Here is an 18,372-nt window from a genome sequence, read left to right as displayed (position 1 = left end):
GCGCTCACATCCGGTCCGGGGCCGTGACGCCCAGCAGGGAGAGCCCGTTGCGGAGCACCTGCCCGGTCGCCTCGTTCAGGCGCAGCCGGGTCGAGTGCACGGCCTCGACCGGGTCCTCGCCCTGCGGCACGACCCGGCAGTTGTCGTACCAGCGGTGGTAGAGGCCGGCGACCTCCTCGAGGTACCGCGCGACGCGGTGCGGCTCGCGCAGCTCCGCGGCGTGCGCCACGATGCGCGGGAACTCCTGCAGGCCGCCGAGCAGCGCCGACTCGGTCGGATGCACCAGCGTCTCGGGCGCGAACGGCTCGACGGGGACGCCCGACGCCGCGGCCTTCGCCGCGACCTGGCGGGTGCGCGCGTGGGCGTACTGCACGTAGTAGACGGGGTTGTCGTTGCTCCGCTTGGTCAGCAGGTCGAGGTCGATGTCGAGGGTCGAGTCGGCCGAGGAGCGCACCAGCGAATAGCGCGCGGCGTCCACGCCGACGGCCTCCGTGAGGTCCTCCATCGTGACGACGGTCCCCGCCCGCTTGGACATCCGGACCGCCTCGCCGTCGCGGAGCAGGTTGACCAGCTGGCCGATCAGGATCTCGAGGTTCACGCCCGGGGTGTCGCCGAACGCCGCGCACATCGCCATCATCCGGCCGATGTAGCCGTGGTGGTCGGCGCCGAGCATGATGATCGCCCGATCGAAGCCGCGCTCGCGCTTGTCGAGGTAGTAGGCGAGGTCGCCCGCGATGTAGGCCGCCTCCCCGTCGCTCTTGATGATGACGCGGTCGCGGTCGTCGCCGAACGAGGTGGTCCGCAGCCAGGTGGCGCCGTCCGCCTCGAAGATGTGCCCGAGCTCGCGGAGGCGCTCGATCGCGCGGTCGACGGCGCGCGACTCGTGCAGGGAGTTCTCGTGGAAGTACACGTCGAAGTCGACGCCGAACTCGTGCAGGCTCTGCTTGATCTCGCCGAACATCAGCTCGACGCCGATCGAGCGGAAGGTCTCGGCGAGCTCCTCCTCGGGCAGGACGGCGAGGTCGCCCGGGTAGGCGGCCGCGACGCGCTCGGCGATGTCGCCGATGTAGGCGCCGCCGTAGCCGTCCTCCGGGGTCGGCTCGCCGCGGTGGGCGGCGAGGAGGCTCCGCGTGAAGCGGTCGATCTGCGCGCCGTGGTCGTTGAAGTAGTACTCGCGGGTCACCTCGGCGCCCTGCGAGAGGAGCATCCGGGCCAGGCTGTCGCCGACCGCCGCCCAGCGCGTCCCGCCGATGTGGATGGGGCCGGTGGGGTTGGCGGAGACGAACTCGAGGTTCATCCGGACGCCGGCGTAGGCGGACCCGGTGCCGTAGGCCTCGCCCGCCTCGACGATCGCGCCGGCCAGGGCACCCGCGGCCGCGGCCTCGAGCCGGACGTTGAGGAAGCCGGGACCGGCGACCTCGACCGTGGCGACGCCCTCGACCGCGCCCAGCCCCTCGGCCAGCTCGGCGGCGAGCTCGCGCGGGTTCGCGCCGACCCGCTTCGCGAGCTTCATCGCGATGTTCGAGGCCCAGTCGCCGTGGTCGCGGTTCTTCGGGCGCTCCAGCACGACGTCCGAGAGCTCGACGCCCGCATCGCTCCCCCGTCGCTGCACGGCGTCGAGGACGAGGGCGTGCAGGGAGGCGGCGAGCTGTTCGGGAGTCACGGGGAGCGATTCTACCGGCCGCCGCGCCCGCGCCCCCCGTCCCTCCTGCACCGCGGGGCCGCTCGGCAGGGCGGCGTTGCTAGGGTGCGACGCATGCGCCGTCCCGCCGCCCTCCTCCTCGTCGCCCTCGCCGCGGCGGCCCTCTCCGGCTGCTCCCCCGCGGCCGACCCGGAGCCCAGCGCGAGCGGCGCCGTCAGCGGCACGCCGATCCCCCTCGCCTGCGAGCAGCTGGTCCCGGCCTCGGCGCTCGCGGGCCTGTGGGGCGGATTCTCCCCGGACGACGGCATCGGGACCACCGCCGTCTCCGAGGAGATCGCCCAGTACGACGGCCTGGTCTGCGGATGGTCCGACGATTCGGGCGCCGAGCTGCAGCTGGCCGTGGCCCACCTCGACCCCGCGGTGATCGAGGCGCTCAAGAACGAGTTCTTCACCACCAGCAAGGCCGTCCCCACCTACGGCAAGCCGCCGGAGATCGAGGGCTACTACCAGGTGGCCGAGGGGCGGGGCGTCGCGGACGCCTTCGTCGGCGAGTACTGGATCGAGGCGTCCAGCGCCTCCTTCGTCGAGCCGGGCGACCCCGAGCCGCTCGTGCGGTCGGCGATCGGCGTCCTCGCCGGCTGAGCCCCGGCGTCAGCCCAGGCGCACCGGCGAGACGTGGTCGTCGACGAGCGCCGCGTCGCAGTCGGCCTCCACGCTCATCCCGGTCAGGCACAGGTCCGTCAGGTAGCTGCTGAGGAACGCGGTGTCCGCCGTGTCCCGGCCGGACGAGATGCGCAGCATCGACCCGCGCGGAGCCAGCCGGGTCGCGTCCACGACGTGCCAGGCGCCGCCCACCCAGGCCTCCGTGACCGCGTGGAAGTCCCGCGGCTCGAGGCCCGGCGCGTAGACCGCCGTCACCCGGGCGGGGATGTCGAGGGCGCGGAGCAGCCCGGCGACCGTGTGCGCGAAGTCCCGGCACACGCCCTGGCCGCTCTCGATGACCTGCGCCGCTCCCCCGGTGCCGACCGTCGACCCGTAGACGTACGACAGGTGGCCGTGCACCCATTCCTCGACGGCCGTCAGCGCCTCGAAGCCCCGGGCCCGCCCGAATTCGCGCCGGGCTATCCCGCCGAGCACGTCCGCCTCGGCGTACCGGCTCGGCCGCAGGTACTCGACGAGCTCGAGCTCGCTCGGCTCGTCCGGAGCGCCGTGCCCGGCGACCCGCGCCCGGTACTCGACCCGCAGGTCGCCCTCGTTCCCCGCGACGCGGTGCACGCGGGCGCCGTGCCGCGCCGGGAACTCCCGCACCGGCACGTCCTGCCCGTCGAGCCGGACGGTGAAGGAGTCCTCGAACGAGTCGCCCGTGGGCGTCGCCGCCACCAGGAAGATCAGGTCGGTCGGGCCGTTGAGACGCAGATCCAGCGAGGCGGAGACGGTGCGCAGCATGGCTCCATCGTGGCATGCGGGAGGACCGCTCCCGGCGTCGGGGCCCGCCCCGCCCGGGTGCTAATGTGGTCAGGCACTCCTGGCCCCCATAGCTCAGGGGATAGAGCACTGCCCTCCGGAGGCAGGGGCGTAGGTTCGAATCCTACTGGGGGCACATCCGCGGTCCTCCGCTCTCCTTCCTCGCACATGGGCGCTCAGCTCCGGTGCTCGACGCCCCTCGAGGCGCACCCCTCCATCACGGACCGAGCGGCGTCACCCGGTGGGCGACCGAGTCCGACCGTCCCGCTCCTCACCCGGCGCTCCGACACTCCCGAGACAGCACGAAGGCCCGCGATCGTCGATCACGGGCCTTCGGAACGTTCACCACCGGCACTCGGCCGGTCGGGCTCACTCGTAGAGGTGGAAGGTGCCGGCGCAGTCGGCCGAGCAGAAGCCGTCGCGGCGACGGGCCGAGGCCGCTCCGCAGGCTTCGCAGCGGCGGCGTCCGAGCATCCGCGAGATCAGGCTCTGAGGCGCCGACGCGACCACCGAGACCGGGGTGTCGGGGCGCACGGGGGCTCCCGCGGTCGAATCGAGCTGGATCCCAGCGGTGTCGAGCGTGGCGCGAAGCCTCCGTGTTCCTTCCGATCGGTGAACCATGTGCGAGCACTGCATTGCCAGTCCCTGAGATTCTGCGAAGGGCTTGACGCGGCTCGCGATCGAGAGGAGCCGAAATCGACATCTGTCGGTCAGTCGGGATCGACCCGGGGAACGACGAACAGCCGCGCCCCCTCCTGGCGGAGAGAGGCACGGCTGTTCGGGCGTCGGGGATCGGTGGGCGGACGACGCCGGAGCTCATGGGAGCGGGGCGTCGAGCCCGGAACGACCGGGAAGTGGGCCTAGTACGCGCCGCTGGTGCTCCGGGTGTCGATCGCCACCGTCGGTACGGGAACCGGCACCGGTCGCAGGGCGGGGAGCGAGGCGCTCCTGCCCGTGCGGAACGGCAGCAGGACGAGCATGACGGGAAGAAGGACAATCCACAGGAGGACCGATAGCGCGAGACGCGCCCAGATGGAAAGAATATTGAGCATTTTTGTGCCGCCTTCGGGTGACGGTAGAGGTGAACTTCGCGAACAGGATCATCGGGCCGACGGGGAGAGAAGAGTAGAAATGCGCCACTGATCGCGCCTCTCCCGCCACGCCCCCGAGCGGTCTGTCACTCCTCATTCGTCGCCCAGCGCCGATCGGATGGGTCGATCCCGCATCCGATCGACACACGGCCCGCGCAGTGCGTCCTCCTGAGAGCCGGGCCGTAGGGTGAGCGCGTGAAGATCCTTGTCGTCGAAGACGATCCAGCCATGGGTGAGGCCCTCGTCGGCGGCCTCGAAGACGCCGGCTACGAGGCCGTGCTCACCACGAACGGCATCGACGCGCTCGTCGCGTTCAGCAACGCCGAGTTCTCGGCCGCCATCGTGGACGTCATGCTCCCGGCGATGTCGGGCTTCGAGATCTGCCGCCGGATCCGCGAGCTCGGCCGGCCCACGCCGATCATGCTGCTGACCGCGCGGGACGCGATCGAGGACCGCGTCTTCGGGCTCGACGCCGGAGCGGACGACTACCTCACCAAGCCGTTCGCGTTCACCGAGCTCAACGCGCGGCTCCGGGCCCTCCTGCGCCGCAGCCCGTCGCTGATGTCCACCTCGATCGACGTCGGACGCATCACCGTGGACGGATCGAGCATCCGGCGCACCGCCGACGGCTCACGCATCCACGTCAGCCCGAAGGAGCTCGAGCTCCTCAAGCTCCTCATCACTCCCGTCGGCTCCGTGGTGACCCGCCAGCGGATCCTCTCCGAGATCTGGGGCGGCGGCGAGATCGTCGACAACAACATCGTCGACCAGTACGTCAGCTACCTGCGCAAGAAGCTCCCGACCGAGGACACGGGCGTCAGCATCGTGACCGTCCGCGGCAAGGGCTACTTCCTCCGCCCGGTCGAGTAGCCCGTGTCGCGGATGAGCACGGCACGCCGCCGGGTCGGCGCGCTCTCGATCCGCGCGAGGATCACCGTGGGAACGGTCGCTGTGGCGACCGCCCTCTTCGCGCTCGCGGCGCTGCTCTTCTACCAGGTGGTCACCGGAATCGTCGACCGCAGCGAGCGGACGATCCTGATGTCGATCGAGGACGAGGTCCGCCGCGACATCTCGGCGGGCAACGTCCCGCGCACGCAGGGCTCGTCGACGGGCCAGCTGTTCCTCGCCCTCGCGCCCGACGGGAGCGTCAGCACCTCGACCATGCCCTCGCGCCTGAGCGGCGAGGTGCTCAGCGCTCTGGCGGAGGAGCCGGCCGACACCTCGCCCCGGTACGCCGACGTGACGACGGCGAACGGCAGCTACCTGGTCCGCTTCACGGCCATCGAGAGCGATCGCGGCGTCTGGCAGGTCGCCTCCGCCCGCGATCAGGCCGCGTCGCAGCTCGTCCTCGACGACTTCGCCCACGTGCTCGTCTACGCCGCGATCTTCCTCGTCGTCACGTTCGGGCTCGCCTCGTGGATCCTGACGGGCGCGGCCCTCGCCCCGGTGCGGCGGATGCGGGCGCGCGCGGATCAGATCGCCGCGGAGCCCGGGCAGGGCGACCAGCTCCCGGTCGTCGGCACGCGCGACGAGATCGACGAGCTCGCGGTGACGCTGAACGCCTTCCTGACCAAGCAGACCGCGTCGCTGGCCCGGGAGAAGCAGATGGTGTCGGATGCGAGCCACGAGCTCCGCACTCCCCTCGCCGCGCTCTCCGCGCAGCTCGAGATCGCCCACCACCGCGTCGACGATCCGGTCGCGGTCGACCGGGTCATCCTCGATGCGCAGAAGAGCGTCGACCGGCTCGTGCGCCTCGCGTCCGCCCTGCTCGACATCTCGCGCATCGAGAGCCGCACCGTCCGCCCGACCGCTCCCTTCGCCGAGCTCGTCGACGAGCTGGTGGGCGCCGTCGACCGCACCCGCCTGCTCGCCTCGGAGTCGGGGGTGGAGATCGACTACGAGATCGACGAGCGCGAGCCGGCCCGGCTCTACGCGGTCGCGTCCCAGGACTTCGGCCGGGTGATCGACAACCTCGTGAGGAACGCGATCCAGGCGATGAACGGCGGCGGCATGATCGTCGCCTCCCTCTCGCAGTCGGACGGACGCCTGATGCTCAGCGTCTCGGACGACGGACCGGGGATGCCCGACGCCTTCATCCCGGTCGCCTTCGACCGCTTCTCCCGCCCGGACGACTCCCGGACCCTCGCCTCCGGCGGCAGCGGTCTCGGACTGGCCCTGGTGCACACCACCGTGCTCTCGGCCGGCGGGACGGTCGCCCTGGTCAACCGCTCCCCCCGGGGTCTCGCGGTCGACATCGTCCTCCCGCCCGTCGGCTCCGCCTGATCCGCCCCGCCCCGGGAACGAATAAGGCCCCCGGCGGACCGGGGGCTTTCGTGGAGGATCGTCAGCGCGGGTCGTCCTCGGGGCGGACGGGCTGCGGCTGGGGGTCGCCGACCGCGGCGGGCGGCGGAGCCCAGGCCGTCTGCGGCGCCTCCGCCGGGGAGGTGCCGCCGTCGAGCAGGTTGCGCGCGCGGTTGACCACCTCGGGGTCCACGAGCACGGAGTAGCTGGTCGCGATCACCTGCATGGTCGAGGTGAAGTCGCGACGGCGGCGGTTCACGGCGTAGGAGGCGAGCCCGAAGAGCATCCCGAAGCCGGCGCCGAGGAGGACCGCCGCGATGAGGAAGGAGAACTCCGTCGTCGGCGAGAAGATGATGAGCAGGAGGCCCAGGAAGACACCGAGCCAGGCGCCGGAGGCCGCTCCGGCGAGAGCGACGCGGCCCCAGGTGAGCTTGCCGGTCACCCGCTCGACGCTCTTGAGCTCGTTGCCGATGATGGCGAGCTGGCGCACCGGGAAGTCGGCGCGGGCGAGCACGTCGACGGCGGCCTGCGCCTCCTGGTACGTGTCGAACGTGGCGAGGATCTCCCCGCGCGGGATCGTGGGGAAGGCCGGCCCTCGGCCGCTGAACGGCGTCTGCTGAGTCACCCGGACAGAATCGCACAGGCCACTTGAAGGTCTCTGAACGGATTCGGAGAACCGGCCGAGGGCGAGCCGGGAACGCTCGGCGTCCGCCCGGCTGCACGGGACTAGGTTTGTAGCCGTGAGTTCCGCCAGAGTCTTCGTCGCGCGCTTGGCCGGATGCAGTGTCTTCGACCCGGCCGGCGATCGCGTCGGCAAGGTCCGCGACGTGCTCCTGGTCTACCGGCAGAACGACGCCCCGCGGGTGGTCGGCCTGGTGGTCGAGATCCCCGGGCGCCGTCGCGTCTTCGTGTCGATCGGCCGGGTCACCAGCATCGGCAGCGGCCAGATCATCACCACCGGGCTCATCAACGTGCGCCGCTTCGAGCAACGGGGCGGCGAGGTCCGCGTCATCGCCGAGCTCCTCGGCCGCCGGGTGACCTTCGTGGACGGCTCCGGTGACGCGGTCGTCGAGGACGTCGCGATCGAGGAGGCCGCTCCCGGCGAGTGGGAGCTCGCGCAGCTCTTCGTCCGCCGGCCCAAGACCAGCCCCTCCCCCTTCGCCAAGGGCGCGACCGCCTTCGCCGGCTGGCGCGAGGTCCGCGAGAGCGTCTCGACCGAGGCGCAGTCCGCCGAGCAGTACGTCGCCAGCCTCTCCGAGCTCAAGCCCGCCGACCTCGCCAGCACGCTCCTCGATCTGCCGCAGCAGCGGATGCTCGAGGTCGCCGGCGAGCTCTCGGACGACCGCCTCGCGGACGTGCTCGAGGAGATGCCCGAGAGCGAGCAGGTCGAGATCCTCGGCCGGCTCGACGACGACCGCGCCGCCGATGTGCTCGACCAGATGCAGCCGGACGACGCGGCCGACCTGATCGCCCAGCTCTCGGAGGAGCGCGGCGAGGCGCTCCTGGAGCTGATGGAGCCCGAGGAGGCGGACGACGTCCGCATGCTCCTCACCTACGCCCCGGAGTCCGCCGGCGGTCTGATGACCACGGAGCCGATCATCGTCTCCTCCGAGGCGACCGTCGCCGAGGGTCTCGCCCTCATCCGCCGCCACGAGCTCGCCCCGGCCCTCGGCGCCGCCGTCTGCGTCACACTGCCGCCCTACGAGCCGCCGACCGGCCGCTTCCTCGGCATGGTGCACTTCCAGCGGATGCTCCGCTACCCGCCGCACGAGCGCCTCGGCACCCTGCTCGACCAGAGCATGGACCCGATCACGCCCGAGACCTCGGCGGCCGAGGTCGCCCGGATCCTGGCCAGCTACAACCTCGTCTCGGTGCCCGTCGTCGACGCGTCCCACCGCCTCGTCGGCGTCGTGACCATCGACGACGTCCTCGACTACCTCCTCCCCGACGACTGGCGCAGCCACGGCGACGACGACGAACCGAGGAAGCCGGTGACGACGGCGACGCAGGGCGTCCCGCTCGTGCCGCCGGCACCCGCGGCGACAGGCAGGACACGACGGGGACGGAGGGGCGCGCGTGGCTAGGGACACCAAGCAGGACCGGCGCCTCGACGCTCCCAAGGGCTTGCGCACCCGCGTCCTCTCGCGGCGGAACCGCCCGAGCAGCGACCGCTTCGGCCGCCTGACCGAGTCGTTCGCCCGCGGCATGGGCACGCCGTGGTTCCTGGTCGGGATGACGATCTTCTGCGTCTTCTGGCTGATGTTCAACACCTACGGGCCCGCGGACGCGCGCTTCGACTCGCAGGCCCTCGGCTTCACGGTGCTGACGCTGATCCTCTCCCTGCAGGCCTCCTACGCCGCGCCGCTGCTGCTGCTCGCGCAGAACCGCCAGGACGACCGCGACCGCGTGCAGATCGAGCAGGACCGTCAGCGGGCCGAGCGCAACCTCGCGGACACCGAGTACCTCGCGCGCGAGGTCGTGGCCCTGCGCCTGGCGATCCGCGACATGGCGAGCAAGGACTTCATCCGCTCGGAGCTGCGCGGCCTGCTCGAGGAGCTCGAGAAGGATCGGGCGCAGGAGCCCGAGCGGCGCGATGCCTGACGTCGCCGCCATCGAGACCGCCGTCAGGACGGCGCTGGCCCGCGTCGTCGATCCGGAGATCCGGAAGCCCATCACCGAGCTCGACATGCTCGAGTCGGTCGAGGCGGGGGCCGACGGAGCCGTCCGCGTCGCGATCCGGCTGACCATCGTCGGCTGCCCGGCCGCCTCCGCGATCGAGCGCGACGTGCGCGAGGCCGCGGCCTCGGCTCCCGGAGTCACGGCGGTCGACGTCGTGGTCGGAGTCATGACGCCGGCGCAGCGCACCGCCCTCACCGAGCGCCTCCAAGGCGGGCGCCGGAGCATGCCCTTCGGCCCGGACTCGCTCACCCGCGTGTACGCGGTCACCAGCGGCAAGGGCGGTGTCGGCAAGTCGACCGTCACCGCCAACCTCGCGGTCGCCCTCGCTCAGCGGGGGCTCGCGGTCGGCCTCGTGGACGCCGACGTGCACGGCTTCTCCATCCCCGGCCTGCTCGGCCTGATGCACGACGGGCGCGTCGCGGGGCCCACCCGCGTCGGCGAGCTGATGCTGCCGCCGGTGGCGCACGGCGTGAAGGTCATCTCGATCGGGATGTTCCTCGAGGGCGACACCCGGGGGGCGGCCGTCTCCTGGCGCGGACCCATGCTGCACCGCACCATCTCCCAGTTCCTCACCGACGTGTACTTCGGCGACCTCGACGTGCTCCTGCTCGACCTGCCTCCCGGCACGGGGGATGTGGCGATCTCCATCGGGCAGCTGCTCCCGCATGCGGAGGTCCTCATCGTCACCACCCCGCAGCCGGCGGCCGCCGACGTGGCCGAGCGCAGCGGCGCGCTCGCCCGCCAATCGGGTCAGCGCATCGTCGGAGTGGTCGAGAACATGTCGGGGCTTCCGCAGCCCGACGGCTCGGTGCTGGAGCTCTTCGGCAGCGGAGGCGGGGCCGAGGTCGCGCGTCGGCTCACTGCGACGGGCGACGAGGTGCCGCTGCTCGCGTCGCTGCCGATCTCCGTGGCGCTGCGGGCAGGGGGCGACGAGGGCGTGCCCGTCGTCGTCGGCGATCCGGAGGATCCTGCCGCCCGGGCGATCGACGCCCTGGCGGCGACGCTCGCCGCGCGGCCGCGGGGACTGACCGGCCGTCGTCTTCCGCTCGCCGTCGGCTGACGCCTCCGCGCGGCTTCGTGCGGGCGGCGTCGGTCGAGACGCCCGCCCGACGCTCCTCGCGGAGCAGGGCTCAGGTGGCCTCGGAGTCGATCGGCGGCGGCGCGACGCTCGAGAGCGTGCCGGACGAGACGGAGCGCTGCATCGTCGTGTAGTAGCTGTCCTGCGCGGAGCCGGTGCCGCCCGGCACGACCGGAGCGGCGACAGCGGTGGGCGGCTTCACGGTGGGGGCCGGATCGTCCTCGAGCAGGGCGTCGCGGATGATGCGGCGGGGATCGTACTGGCGCGGGTCGAGCTTCTTCCAGTCGACGTCGTTGAACTCGTCGCCCATCTCGTCCTTGACGCGCTCCCGGGCCTGCGTGGCGAATCCGCGCACCTTGCGCACGAGCTGCCCGAGCTGGGCGGCGTAGTGCGGGAGGCGGTCGGGACCCAGCACGAAGACAGCGATGACCCCGATGATGAGGAGCTTGTCGAACGTCAGACCGAACACGAGGACAACACTAACCCGCCGCGCCTCCCTCGCGGAGCCCGCGCGCCACCGTACCCTGACGATGCCCGGGCGCGATCCGCTCGGTGCACCGATCAGAGGAGCGCCCCCGTGTCCGACAAGGATGCCAACTGGAAGTACGCCGAGGACGCGGTCGTCGAGTCGGAGGCCATCGCCTCGGCCCGCCGGCTCTCGGTCGAGCTGGGCATCGACGCCGTCTCCCCCTCGATCGGAGCGCAGGCCGCGCTGGTCGCCGCCGCGGCGCGCGCGACCTCCATCATCGAGATCGGCACCGGCACCGGAGTGAGCGGCCTGTGGCTGCTCGACGGCGCCCCCGAGGCGATGCTCACCTCGATCGACTCCGAGGCCGTGCACCAGCAGCACGCGCGCGCCCAGTTCCACGAGGCGGGCATCTCGCCCAACCGGCTGCGGCTCATCCCGGGCCGCGCCCTCGAGGTGCTGCCCCGGATGAACGAGAACTCCTACGACATCGTCTTCGTCGACGGCGATCCGCTGCAGGTCATCGAGAACGTCGAGCACGCGCTGCGGCTCGTCCGTCCGGGCGGGACGGTCCTCGTCCCCCACGCGCTCTGGCGCGGACGCGTGGCCAACCCCGCGCAGCGCGACGAGATCGCGACGGCGTTCCGCACGCTGGTGGCCGAGGTCTGCGCCTCCCCCGCCGTGGTCAGCGTGCTCTCGCCGATCGGCGACGGCCTGCTGCAGGCCAACAAGCGCCGCGCCTGACGAGCGCGGCCGACCGAGGAAAGACGGAACGCCCGCCGCACGGTGTGCGACGGGCGTTCACGACGGTGCGGATCAGGCGGGAGACACCACCGACGCGAGCGCGTCGTGCAGCTCTTTCGCCTCTGCATCGTTGACCGAGACGACGAGGCGTCCGCCTCCTTCGAGCGGAACGCGCACGACGATGAGTCGGCCCTCCTTAACAGCCTCCATCGGTCCGTCTCCGGTCCTCGGCTTCATGGCCGCCATAGAGTTCCCCTTTCGTGACGTATCCCCCTATTATCGTGCATCCGCGGGGGTGTTCCGAACCGCGCCCGGAAGTCGGGCGTCAGCCGATCACGGCGGGGACCAGTCGCCCGGGGTGAACACCCAGCACAGCAGCACCCAGACGATTTGCCCGACGATCGATGCGGCCACCACGAACACCCTCAGGAGAGTCGACCGCGGCACCGCGAGCGCCCCGGCCAGCGGGAACATCGGCATCAGGATGCGGAACGTGCTCGACTGCGGGTAGAAGAACGCGAAGAGGTAGATCGCGTAGCCGCCGACCCAGAGCCGCGAGAAGACGTCGAGGCTGCGCGTGGCCCGCGAGAACAGGATCGCCAGGAATCCGAGCACCACCACGACGGTGATGCCCATGCCCGTGATCGGCGAGCCGAACCAGAGGCCTCCCCACCAGCCTCCACCGGCGAACCAGGAGGTGAAGGGGATGAGCTCGCCCTCGCCGATGAAGACGCTGCGCCAGGCGAGCTCGGTGTCGGTGTAGGCGGTGAAGGAGCCGGTCACGGCCCAGGCTATGAGCAGCCAGGCGAACCCCACCGCGAGGGACCAGACCGTGAGGGAGACCGTGAAGGCGAACTCCCGGCGGGCGAACGGCTCGGTGCCGCGCACGTGCCGCCAGACGCGGTAGAGGAAGTAGAGGCCCGTCATCGCCGCGATCGCGAGACCGCTCGGGCGCAGGAGCCCCACGACCAGCACGACGGGGAACGTCCAGATCCACTTGCGGCGCACCAGCAGGAGGAGCAGCACGGCCGTCAGGAGGATGCCGCCGGACTCCGCGTAGCCGATCTGCAGGATCGGGGACGTCGGAGCGACGCAGAAGAAGACGATCCCCATCAGCGCCTGGCCCTCGCTGAGCGAGACGCGGAACAGCCGGTAGATCACCAGGCACGCCGCTGCACTGCAGACCAGGGCGACGAGCACCGCCGCGTTCGCCCAGTCGAGCCCGGTGATGTTCATCAGGCCGCGGACGGTGAACGGGTAGACGGGCATGAACGCCCAGGGGTTCTGCTCCACGGCTCCGGACGGCGAGAGCGGCAGGACCGACGGGTACCCCGTCATCCCGATCCGCTCGTACCAGCCGCCGTCCCACGTCGTCGCGAATCGGACGTAGGTGTCGCGGAGTCCCGTCCACTCGACGCCCTGACGCACGGCGCCGACACGGAGCATGATCACGGTCGTGACGACGCGGGACACGGCGAAGACCAGGAGCACCTGGATCCACCACGGGATCCTCCGGAGCAGACCCCAGCGGGAGCGGGACGGAGAGGCGTCCTCCGTCTCCGGCGCGATCGCGGTGGCGCTCACGCGAGAGGCCCGCGGTCCGTCGAGGAGGCGGAGGGGGTCGTCAGCGGGGAGCGGGCGGGTGTCGCCGCGGCTCGCCGGCGAGTCGGCCGGAGGAGGGGCGACGCGTGTCGCGGCTCACCGGCTGGCGTGAGGGGAGACATTCCGACGAGCATACCCGTGCGGGAGTCGGGAGTCCCCGGAGGAGCACCGCGCCGGGCGGGCGCTCGGCACGATCACGGCGGGGTCCAGTCCGATCCGGCGACGGCCCAGCAGATCGAGATCCAGACGATCTGGCCGCCGATCCCGAGCAGGACCAGCGCGACCCGGAAGACCGGCGAGCGCGGCACCGCCAGCGCTCCGACGAGCGGGAACATCGGGCCCAGCAGCCGGAAGGTGCTCGACTGCGGGAAGAAGAACGCGAGCAGGTAGACGCCGTACCCGGCGACCCAGGCCCGGCTGAAGAGATCGAGCCGCCGTGTCCACGGTGCGGCGAGGATCCCGACGAACGCCGCCAGCAGGAGCACCACCAGCACGACGCCGACGGCCGGAGCACCGAACCACCATGAGCCCCACCAGGCGCCGCCCTGGAACCACGGGGTCAGCGGGAGCAGCTCCTGGTAGCCGATGTAGACCGCACGCCACGCCAGCTCGGTGTCGGTGTACGCGGTCATCGACCCGGTGACGGCCCACGCCACGGCGGGCCAGAGGAAGCCGACCACGAGCCCCCACGCCGTCAGGCCCACAGCCGGCAGCCACTCCGACCGAGGGAACGGCTCCGTGCGGCGCCGGACGAACCGGTAGACGACGTACAGGCCGAGCGCGGCGGCGAAGGCGAGCCCGCTCGGCCGGGTCAGGCCCAGCAGCAGCACGACGGGCACGACCGCGAGCCAGCGCCGCCGCACCAGGAGGAGGAGCGTGACCGCGGTCAGGAGCATCGCCATCGACTCCGCGTAGGCGAGCTGCATCAGCGGCGAGGTCGGCGCCACGCAGAACAGCAGCACCGCCGTCAGCGACTGCGACTCGCCGAGGGAGTGCCGGAAGAGGCGGTACAGGACGAGGCAGGCTCCGGCTCCGCACAGGACGGAGACGGTCACGGCGGCCGGAGCCCAGGTGAGGCCGGTGAGCGCCATCAGCGCCTTCACGACGCCCGGGTAGAGCGGCATGAAGGCCCAGGCGTTCTCCCCCACGTGGCCGTCCTGCGTGATCGGCAGGAAGCCGGGGTACCCGGTGGCCGCGATGATCTCGTACCAGCGGCCGTCCCACATCGACGCGAAGGCCGAGTAGGACGGGGAGGGTCCGGTCCACGGGTTCGCGAGCTGGTGCGCGGCGAACTGCAGCAGGATCACCGTCGTGACCACGCGGGTCGCGATGTACACCAGGAGGACCCGCGCCCACCACGGGACCAGGCGCAGGCGGAGGCGGACGGGGACGGCCGTGGCGCTCGCGCTCACGAGGACGCGGTCAGCCAGCGGCGGAGGCCCTCGGCGCACTCGGTGATCTCGCGCACCGCCACGCGCTCGTCGTCGGCGTGGGCCCGGAGCGGGTCGCCCGGTCCGTAGTTGACAGCCGGGATGCCCATGGCGGAGAACCGCGCGACGTCGGTCCAGCCGTACTTGGGCTTCGCCTCGGCTCCGACGGCCGCGAGGAAGGCCTGGGCCAGAGGTGCGTCCAGCCCCGGGCGGGCGCCCTCGGCCAGATCGTCCACCGTCACCTCGAACCCCTCGAAGAGCTCCTCGAGGTGGGCGAGCGCCTCCTCCCCGGACCGGTCGGGGGCGAAGCGGTAGTTGACCTGCACCGTGCAGAGGTCCGGGATCACGTTGCCCGCGACCCCGCCGGTGACGCGCACGGCGTTGACGCCCTCGCGGTACACGAGGCCCTCGACCTCGACCTCGCGCGGTACGTAGGCGGCGAGGCGGTCGAGGATCGGCGCCGCCGCGTGGATCGCGTTCTCGCCGACCCAGCTGCGGGCGGAGTGGGCGCGGACTCCTCGGGTGACCACGTCGACCCGGAGCGTCCCGTTGCAGCCGCCCTCCACTGCTCCGCTCGTCGGCTCGCCGAGCACCGCGAAGTCGGCGGAGAAGAGGTCGGGGCGGTGCCGGGAGAGGCGGCCGAGGCCGTTGAGGTCCGCTGCGACCTCCTCGTTGTCGTACCACATCCAGGTGATGTCGACGGCCGGATCGGAGAGCTCGGCGGCGAGGACGAGCTGCACCGCCACTCCGGCCTTCATGTCGACGGTCCCGCGGCCGACCAGGTGCTCGACGCCGTCGATCGTCTCGGCGACGACGGGCAGGTTGCCGTTGACCGGCACCGTGTCGAGGTGCCCGGCGATCACGACGCGCTGGGCGAGGCCGAGGTTCGTCCGCGCCACGACGGTGTGGCCGTCGCGGATGACCTCGAGGTGGTCGTACTGCTCGAGCGCCCACTGCACCGCGTCCGCGATCTCGAGCTCGTCGCCCGAGACGGACGGGATGTCGCAGAGGATCCGCGTCAGGGCGACCGGATCGGTGCGCAGATCGAGCGGAGGGGCGGTGGTCGGATCGGCCATGCGCCCCAGGGTAGCGGCCGGACGCTCCGCGCTACCCTGATCGGCATGACCCTCGAGCACTCCGCAGACTCCTCCGCGCCCGCCTCCGCCTGGGGATACGGGCTCGCCACCGTGGCCGCCGACGGCACCGTCCTCGACACCTGGTTCCCGGAGCCGCGCCTCGGCACCATCCCGGCCGGCCGCGACCCCTGGATCGTGCCGGCGGAGTTCGAGGAGCAGGCCGGCGAGGATCCGCGCCGCGAGGTCCGCATCGACGTGGTCACGCTGCAGATCGACGTGCAGGCGCCGCCCGCCTCCACGTCCGACGCCTACCTGCGGCTGCACCTGCTCTCGCACCTCCTGGTCCGCCCGAACGAGGTGAACCTCGACGGCGTCTTCGCCCACCTGCCGAACGTGGTGTGGACGAACGCCGGTCCGGTCTCGCCGGAGTCGTTCACCCGCCTGCGCCCCTCGCTCCGGCGCCACGGCATCCAGGCCACCGGGATCGACAAGTTCCCGCGGCTGACCGACTACGTCACCCCGGCGAAGGTGCGCATCGCGGACACCTCGCGTGTCCGCCTCGGGGCGCATCTGGCACCCGGCACGACGGTGATGCACGAGGGCTTCGTCAACTTCAACGCCGGGACTCTCGGCAGCTCGATGGTCGAGGGGCGCATCTCGCAGGGCGTCGTGGTCGGCGACGGCTCGGACATCGGCGGAGGCGCGTCCATCATGGGCACCCTCTCGGGCGGAGGAGTGCAGCGCGTCTCGATCGGCGCGCGGGCGCTGCTGGGTGCGAACTCGGGCATCGGCATCTCCCTCGGCGACGACACCGTCGTCGAGGCCGGCCTCTACGTGACCGCTGGCACCAAGGTCGTCGTGGTCGGCGGAGCGCCGCGCGCCGACGGCGCCCCGCAGACCGTGAAGGCCGTGCAGCTCTCGGGCGTGCCGAACCTGCTCTTCCGCCGCAACTCCCTCACCGGGGCCGTCGAGGTCCTCCCCCGCACCGGCGCCGGCATCGAGCTGAACGCCGCCCTGCACGCCTGAGGGCGGGCGTCCGGCGCCGCTGGTCCCGCATGCGGCGCCCCGGGACGACCCGTGCTGATCGAGTCCGCGGCGACCACGCCGCTCTGCGTCCCGCCTCGAAGAAGAGGTTCGAGCCTCGGACGGCTGACGAGAGGCGGGTGCGCTGCACAGCGAGAGCCCGCCCCCGGCGGGGACGGGCTCTCGGGGACCGGTCAGCGGTCGGTCGGCCAGTGGCGCTCGGGCGAGCCCATGTAGAGCTGCTGCGGGCGGCCGATCTTGGTCTGCTTGTCGGTGTTCATCTCGCGCCAGTGGGCGATCCAGCCGGGCAGGCGGCCGATCGCGAAGAGCACGGTGAACATCCGGGTCGGGAAGCCCATCGCCTTGTAGATGACGCCCGTGTAGAAGTCGACGTTCGGGTAGAGGCGCCGCTCCTTGAAGTAGTCGTCCTCGAGAGCGAGGGCCTCGAGCTCCATCGCGATGTCGAGCAGCGGGTCCTTCACGCCGAGGGCCTGCAGGACCTCGGAGGCGCTCTCCTTGACCAGCTTCGCGCGCGGGTCGTAGTTCTTGTACACCCGGTGGCCGAAGCCCATCAGGCGCACGCCCTCCTCCTTGTTCTTCACCCGCTCGACGAACGTCGACACGCTCTCGCCCGACTCGCGGATCCGGCCGAGCATGGTGAGCACCGCCTCGTTCGCTCCGCCGTGCAGAGGGCCGAACAGGGCGTTGATGCCGGCCGAGACGGAGGCGTAGAGGTTCGCCTCGGTGGAGCCGACGAGGCGGACGGTCGACGTCGACGCGTTCTGCTCGTGGTCCTCGTGGAGGATCAGGAGGCGGTCGAGCGCCTTCGAGAGCACCGGGTCGACCTGGTACTGCTCGGCCATCGTGCCGAAGTTGAGGCGGAGGAAGTTGTCGACGAAGCTCAGCGAGTTGTCCGGGTAGAGGAACGCCTGGCCGATCGCCTTCTTGTGGGCGTACGCCGCCATCACGGGCAGCTTCGCCAGGAGGCGGATCGTGGTGAGCTCCACCGCCTCCGGATCCTTCGGGTTGGAGCTGTCCTCGTAGTACGTCGACAGGGCCGAGACTCCGGCCGAGAGCACCGACATGGGGTGCGCGCTGTGCGGGAGCGCGTCGAAGAAGCGCTTGAGGTCCTCGTGGAGGAGCGTGTGGCGGCGGATGCGCTCGTCGAAGCCCGCGAGCTCGTCGGCCGTCGGCAGCTCGCCGTAGATGAGGAGCCAGGCCACCTCGAGGTAGGTCGCGTTGGTGGCCACCTCCTCGATCGGGTAGCCGCGGTAGCGGAGGATCCCCTGGTCGCCGTCGATGTAGGTGATCTGCGACTTGGTCGCCGCCGTGTTCACGAAGCCGTAGTCGAGCGACATGAAGCCGGTCTGCTTCGACAGGGTCGAGAAGTCGATGCTCGAGGAGCCGTCGACGCTGCGCAGGACCGGGAAGTCCGCGGTGCGGTCGCCGAAGGTGAGCGTGACCTTCTCGGGGAGCTCCTGCTCCGCCGGCGCGGGAGGCGGCGTCGTGGCGCTCCCGGTCGCGGGCTCCGTGGAGCCCACCGTCGCGGTTCCGTCGCTCTGCGTGCCGGATTCGGTCACAACGCCTCCCAGGTCGTCGCGGTCGCACCCCGGAAGCGCTCGCGCGGAGCGGGCGGCGCCGGGTCTGGATCGTGGTGCAGCCGGGGCCTCGCGAGGCGCCGTCGACCGAACCACATACAGCCTATGGGCAAAGCGGGGGCACTGTGACATCGCCCAGCGCTGGGGCCGGGGCCTTGTCGGAACCCGCCAGGATCGG

Annotated in this window: 18 protein-coding genes and 1 tRNA gene; 9 read left to right on the top strand and 10 right to left on the bottom strand. The window is 71.8% G+C overall.

The window, feature by feature from the left end; all coding sequences use genetic code 11:
• Positions 1-4: 4 nt before the first annotated feature.
• Positions 5-1,663, bottom strand: a complete 1,659-nt coding sequence (gene argS, locus C5D09_RS01705; RefSeq protein WP_104222999.1) for an arginine--tRNA ligase — start codon at positions 1,661-1,663, stop codon at positions 5-7.
• Positions 1,664-1,756: 93 nt separating this feature from the next.
• On the opposite strand from argS, the gene C5D09_RS01700 reads away from it, so the two are divergent.
• Positions 1,757-2,284, top strand: coding sequence for a hypothetical protein (locus C5D09_RS01700; protein WP_104237561.1), 528 nt, complete (start codon positions 1,757-1,759; stop codon positions 2,282-2,284).
• A 9-nt stretch (positions 2,285-2,293) separates the two neighbouring features.
• On the opposite strand, the gene C5D09_RS01695 is transcribed toward C5D09_RS01700, so the two are convergent.
• On the bottom strand, positions 2,294-3,088 hold the full coding sequence (locus C5D09_RS01695) for a transglutaminase family protein (protein ID WP_104268467.1): 795 nt from the start codon (positions 3,086-3,088) through the stop codon (positions 2,294-2,296).
• Between the two features lie 82 nt (positions 3,089-3,170).
• Between C5D09_RS01695 and C5D09_RS01690 the strand changes: the two genes are divergently transcribed.
• Positions 3,171-3,242: transfer RNA gene (locus C5D09_RS01690), tRNA-Arg, on the top strand.
• A 233-nt stretch (positions 3,243-3,475) separates the two neighbouring features.
• Here C5D09_RS01690 and C5D09_RS17325 read toward each other — a convergent pair.
• Positions 3,476-3,640, bottom strand: coding sequence for a hypothetical protein (locus C5D09_RS17325; protein WP_181134994.1), 165 nt, complete (start codon positions 3,638-3,640; stop codon positions 3,476-3,478).
• 752 nt (positions 3,641-4,392) lie between these two features.
• On the opposite strand from C5D09_RS17325, the gene C5D09_RS01685 reads away from it, so the two are divergent.
• Both C5D09_RS01685 and C5D09_RS01680 read left to right on the top strand, forming a co-directional pair.
• Positions 4,393-5,067 carry a response regulator transcription factor gene (locus tag C5D09_RS01685; RefSeq protein ID WP_258059273.1) on the top strand — a complete coding sequence of 225 codons (675 nt, stop codon included), beginning with the start codon at positions 4,393-4,395 and terminating at the stop codon, positions 5,065-5,067.
• A 12-nt stretch (positions 5,068-5,079) separates the two neighbouring features.
• A complete protein-coding gene (locus tag C5D09_RS01680) occupies positions 5,080-6,480 on the top strand; it encodes a cell wall metabolism sensor histidine kinase WalK (RefSeq protein ID WP_146076469.1) in 1,401 nt (466 codons plus the stop codon).
• 61 nt (positions 6,481-6,541) lie between these two features.
• Here the strand turns inward: C5D09_RS01680 and C5D09_RS01675 are convergent, their stop codons facing one another.
• Complete coding sequence (locus C5D09_RS01675; protein WP_258063423.1) at positions 6,542-7,123, bottom strand: general stress protein; 582 nt, start codon at positions 7,121-7,123, stop codon at positions 6,542-6,544.
• A 115-nt stretch (positions 7,124-7,238) separates the two neighbouring features.
• Here C5D09_RS01675 and C5D09_RS01670 point away from each other — a divergent pair, with 115 nt between their 5' ends.
• The 3 genes from C5D09_RS01670 to C5D09_RS01660 are packed head-to-tail and all read left to right on the top strand — an operon-like array spanning position 7,239 to position 10,237.
• Complete coding sequence (locus tag C5D09_RS01670) at positions 7,239-8,582, top strand: magnesium transporter MgtE N-terminal domain-containing protein (RefSeq protein WP_104222992.1); 1,344 nt, start codon at positions 7,239-7,241, stop codon at positions 8,580-8,582.
• Positions 8,575-9,099, top strand: a complete 525-nt coding sequence (locus C5D09_RS01665; protein WP_104222991.1) for a DUF1003 domain-containing protein — start codon at positions 8,575-8,577, stop codon at positions 9,097-9,099. Before C5D09_RS01670 ends, C5D09_RS01665 begins: the two co-directional genes overlap by 8 nt.
• Complete coding sequence (locus C5D09_RS01660) at positions 9,092-10,237, top strand: Mrp/NBP35 family ATP-binding protein (protein WP_104222990.1); 1,146 nt, start codon at positions 9,092-9,094, stop codon at positions 10,235-10,237. The genes C5D09_RS01665 and C5D09_RS01660 overlap by 8 nt, the downstream gene beginning before the upstream one ends.
• Before the next feature lie 70 nt (positions 10,238-10,307).
• Here the strand turns inward: C5D09_RS01660 and C5D09_RS01655 are convergent, their stop codons facing one another.
• Positions 10,308-10,724: a twin-arginine translocase TatA/TatE family subunit gene (locus tag C5D09_RS01655; RefSeq protein WP_146076468.1), complete on the bottom strand. Its 417-nt coding sequence runs from the start codon at positions 10,722-10,724 to the stop codon at positions 10,308-10,310.
• A 108-nt stretch (positions 10,725-10,832) separates the two neighbouring features.
• Here C5D09_RS01655 and C5D09_RS01650 point away from each other — a divergent pair, with 108 nt between their 5' ends.
• Complete coding sequence (locus C5D09_RS01650) at positions 10,833-11,465, top strand: O-methyltransferase (protein ID WP_104222989.1); 633 nt, start codon at positions 10,833-10,835, stop codon at positions 11,463-11,465.
• A 72-nt stretch (positions 11,466-11,537) separates the two neighbouring features.
• On the opposite strand, the gene C5D09_RS01645 is transcribed toward C5D09_RS01650, so the two are convergent.
• The 4 genes from C5D09_RS01645 to dapE all read right to left on the bottom strand — a co-directional run bounded on the left by C5D09_RS01645 (position 11,538) and on the right by dapE (position 15,573).
• A complete protein-coding gene (locus tag C5D09_RS01645; RefSeq protein ID WP_068208299.1) occupies positions 11,538-11,711 on the bottom strand; it encodes a DUF3117 domain-containing protein in 174 nt (57 codons plus the stop codon).
• A gap of 87 nt (positions 11,712-11,798) precedes the next feature.
• On the bottom strand, positions 11,799-13,049 hold the full coding sequence (locus C5D09_RS01640) for a hypothetical protein (protein WP_104222988.1): 1,251 nt from the start codon (positions 13,047-13,049) through the stop codon (positions 11,799-11,801).
• A gap of 212 nt (positions 13,050-13,261) precedes the next feature.
• Positions 13,262-14,479 (bottom strand): hypothetical protein, encoded by a 1,218-nt coding sequence (locus tag C5D09_RS01635; protein WP_258066879.1) that lies wholly within the window; start codon positions 14,477-14,479, stop codon positions 13,262-13,264.
• Positions 14,476-15,573, bottom strand: coding sequence for a succinyl-diaminopimelate desuccinylase (dapE, locus tag C5D09_RS01630; protein WP_104225552.1), 1,098 nt, complete (start codon positions 15,571-15,573; stop codon positions 14,476-14,478). Before dapE ends, C5D09_RS01635 begins: the two co-directional genes overlap by 4 nt.
• 45 nt (positions 15,574-15,618) lie before the next feature.
• Here dapE and dapD point away from each other — a divergent pair, with 45 nt between their 5' ends.
• Positions 15,619-16,599: a 2,3,4,5-tetrahydropyridine-2,6-dicarboxylate N-succinyltransferase gene (gene dapD, locus C5D09_RS01625; RefSeq protein ID WP_104232738.1), complete on the top strand. Its 981-nt coding sequence runs from the start codon at positions 15,619-15,621 to the stop codon at positions 16,597-16,599.
• A gap of 191 nt (positions 16,600-16,790) precedes the next feature.
• Here the strand turns inward: dapD and C5D09_RS01620 are convergent, their stop codons facing one another.
• Complete coding sequence (locus tag C5D09_RS01620) at positions 16,791-18,176, bottom strand: citrate synthase (RefSeq protein WP_258059270.1); 1,386 nt, start codon at positions 18,174-18,176, stop codon at positions 16,791-16,793.
• Between the last annotated feature and the right edge of the window lie 196 nt (positions 18,177-18,372).

The organism is Rathayibacter sp. AY1C9 (assembly GCF_002932315.1).
Classification (GTDB): domain Bacteria; phylum Actinomycetota; class Actinomycetes; order Actinomycetales; family Microbacteriaceae; genus Rathayibacter.
This window is presented reverse-complemented; position numbering and strand designations above follow the sequence as displayed.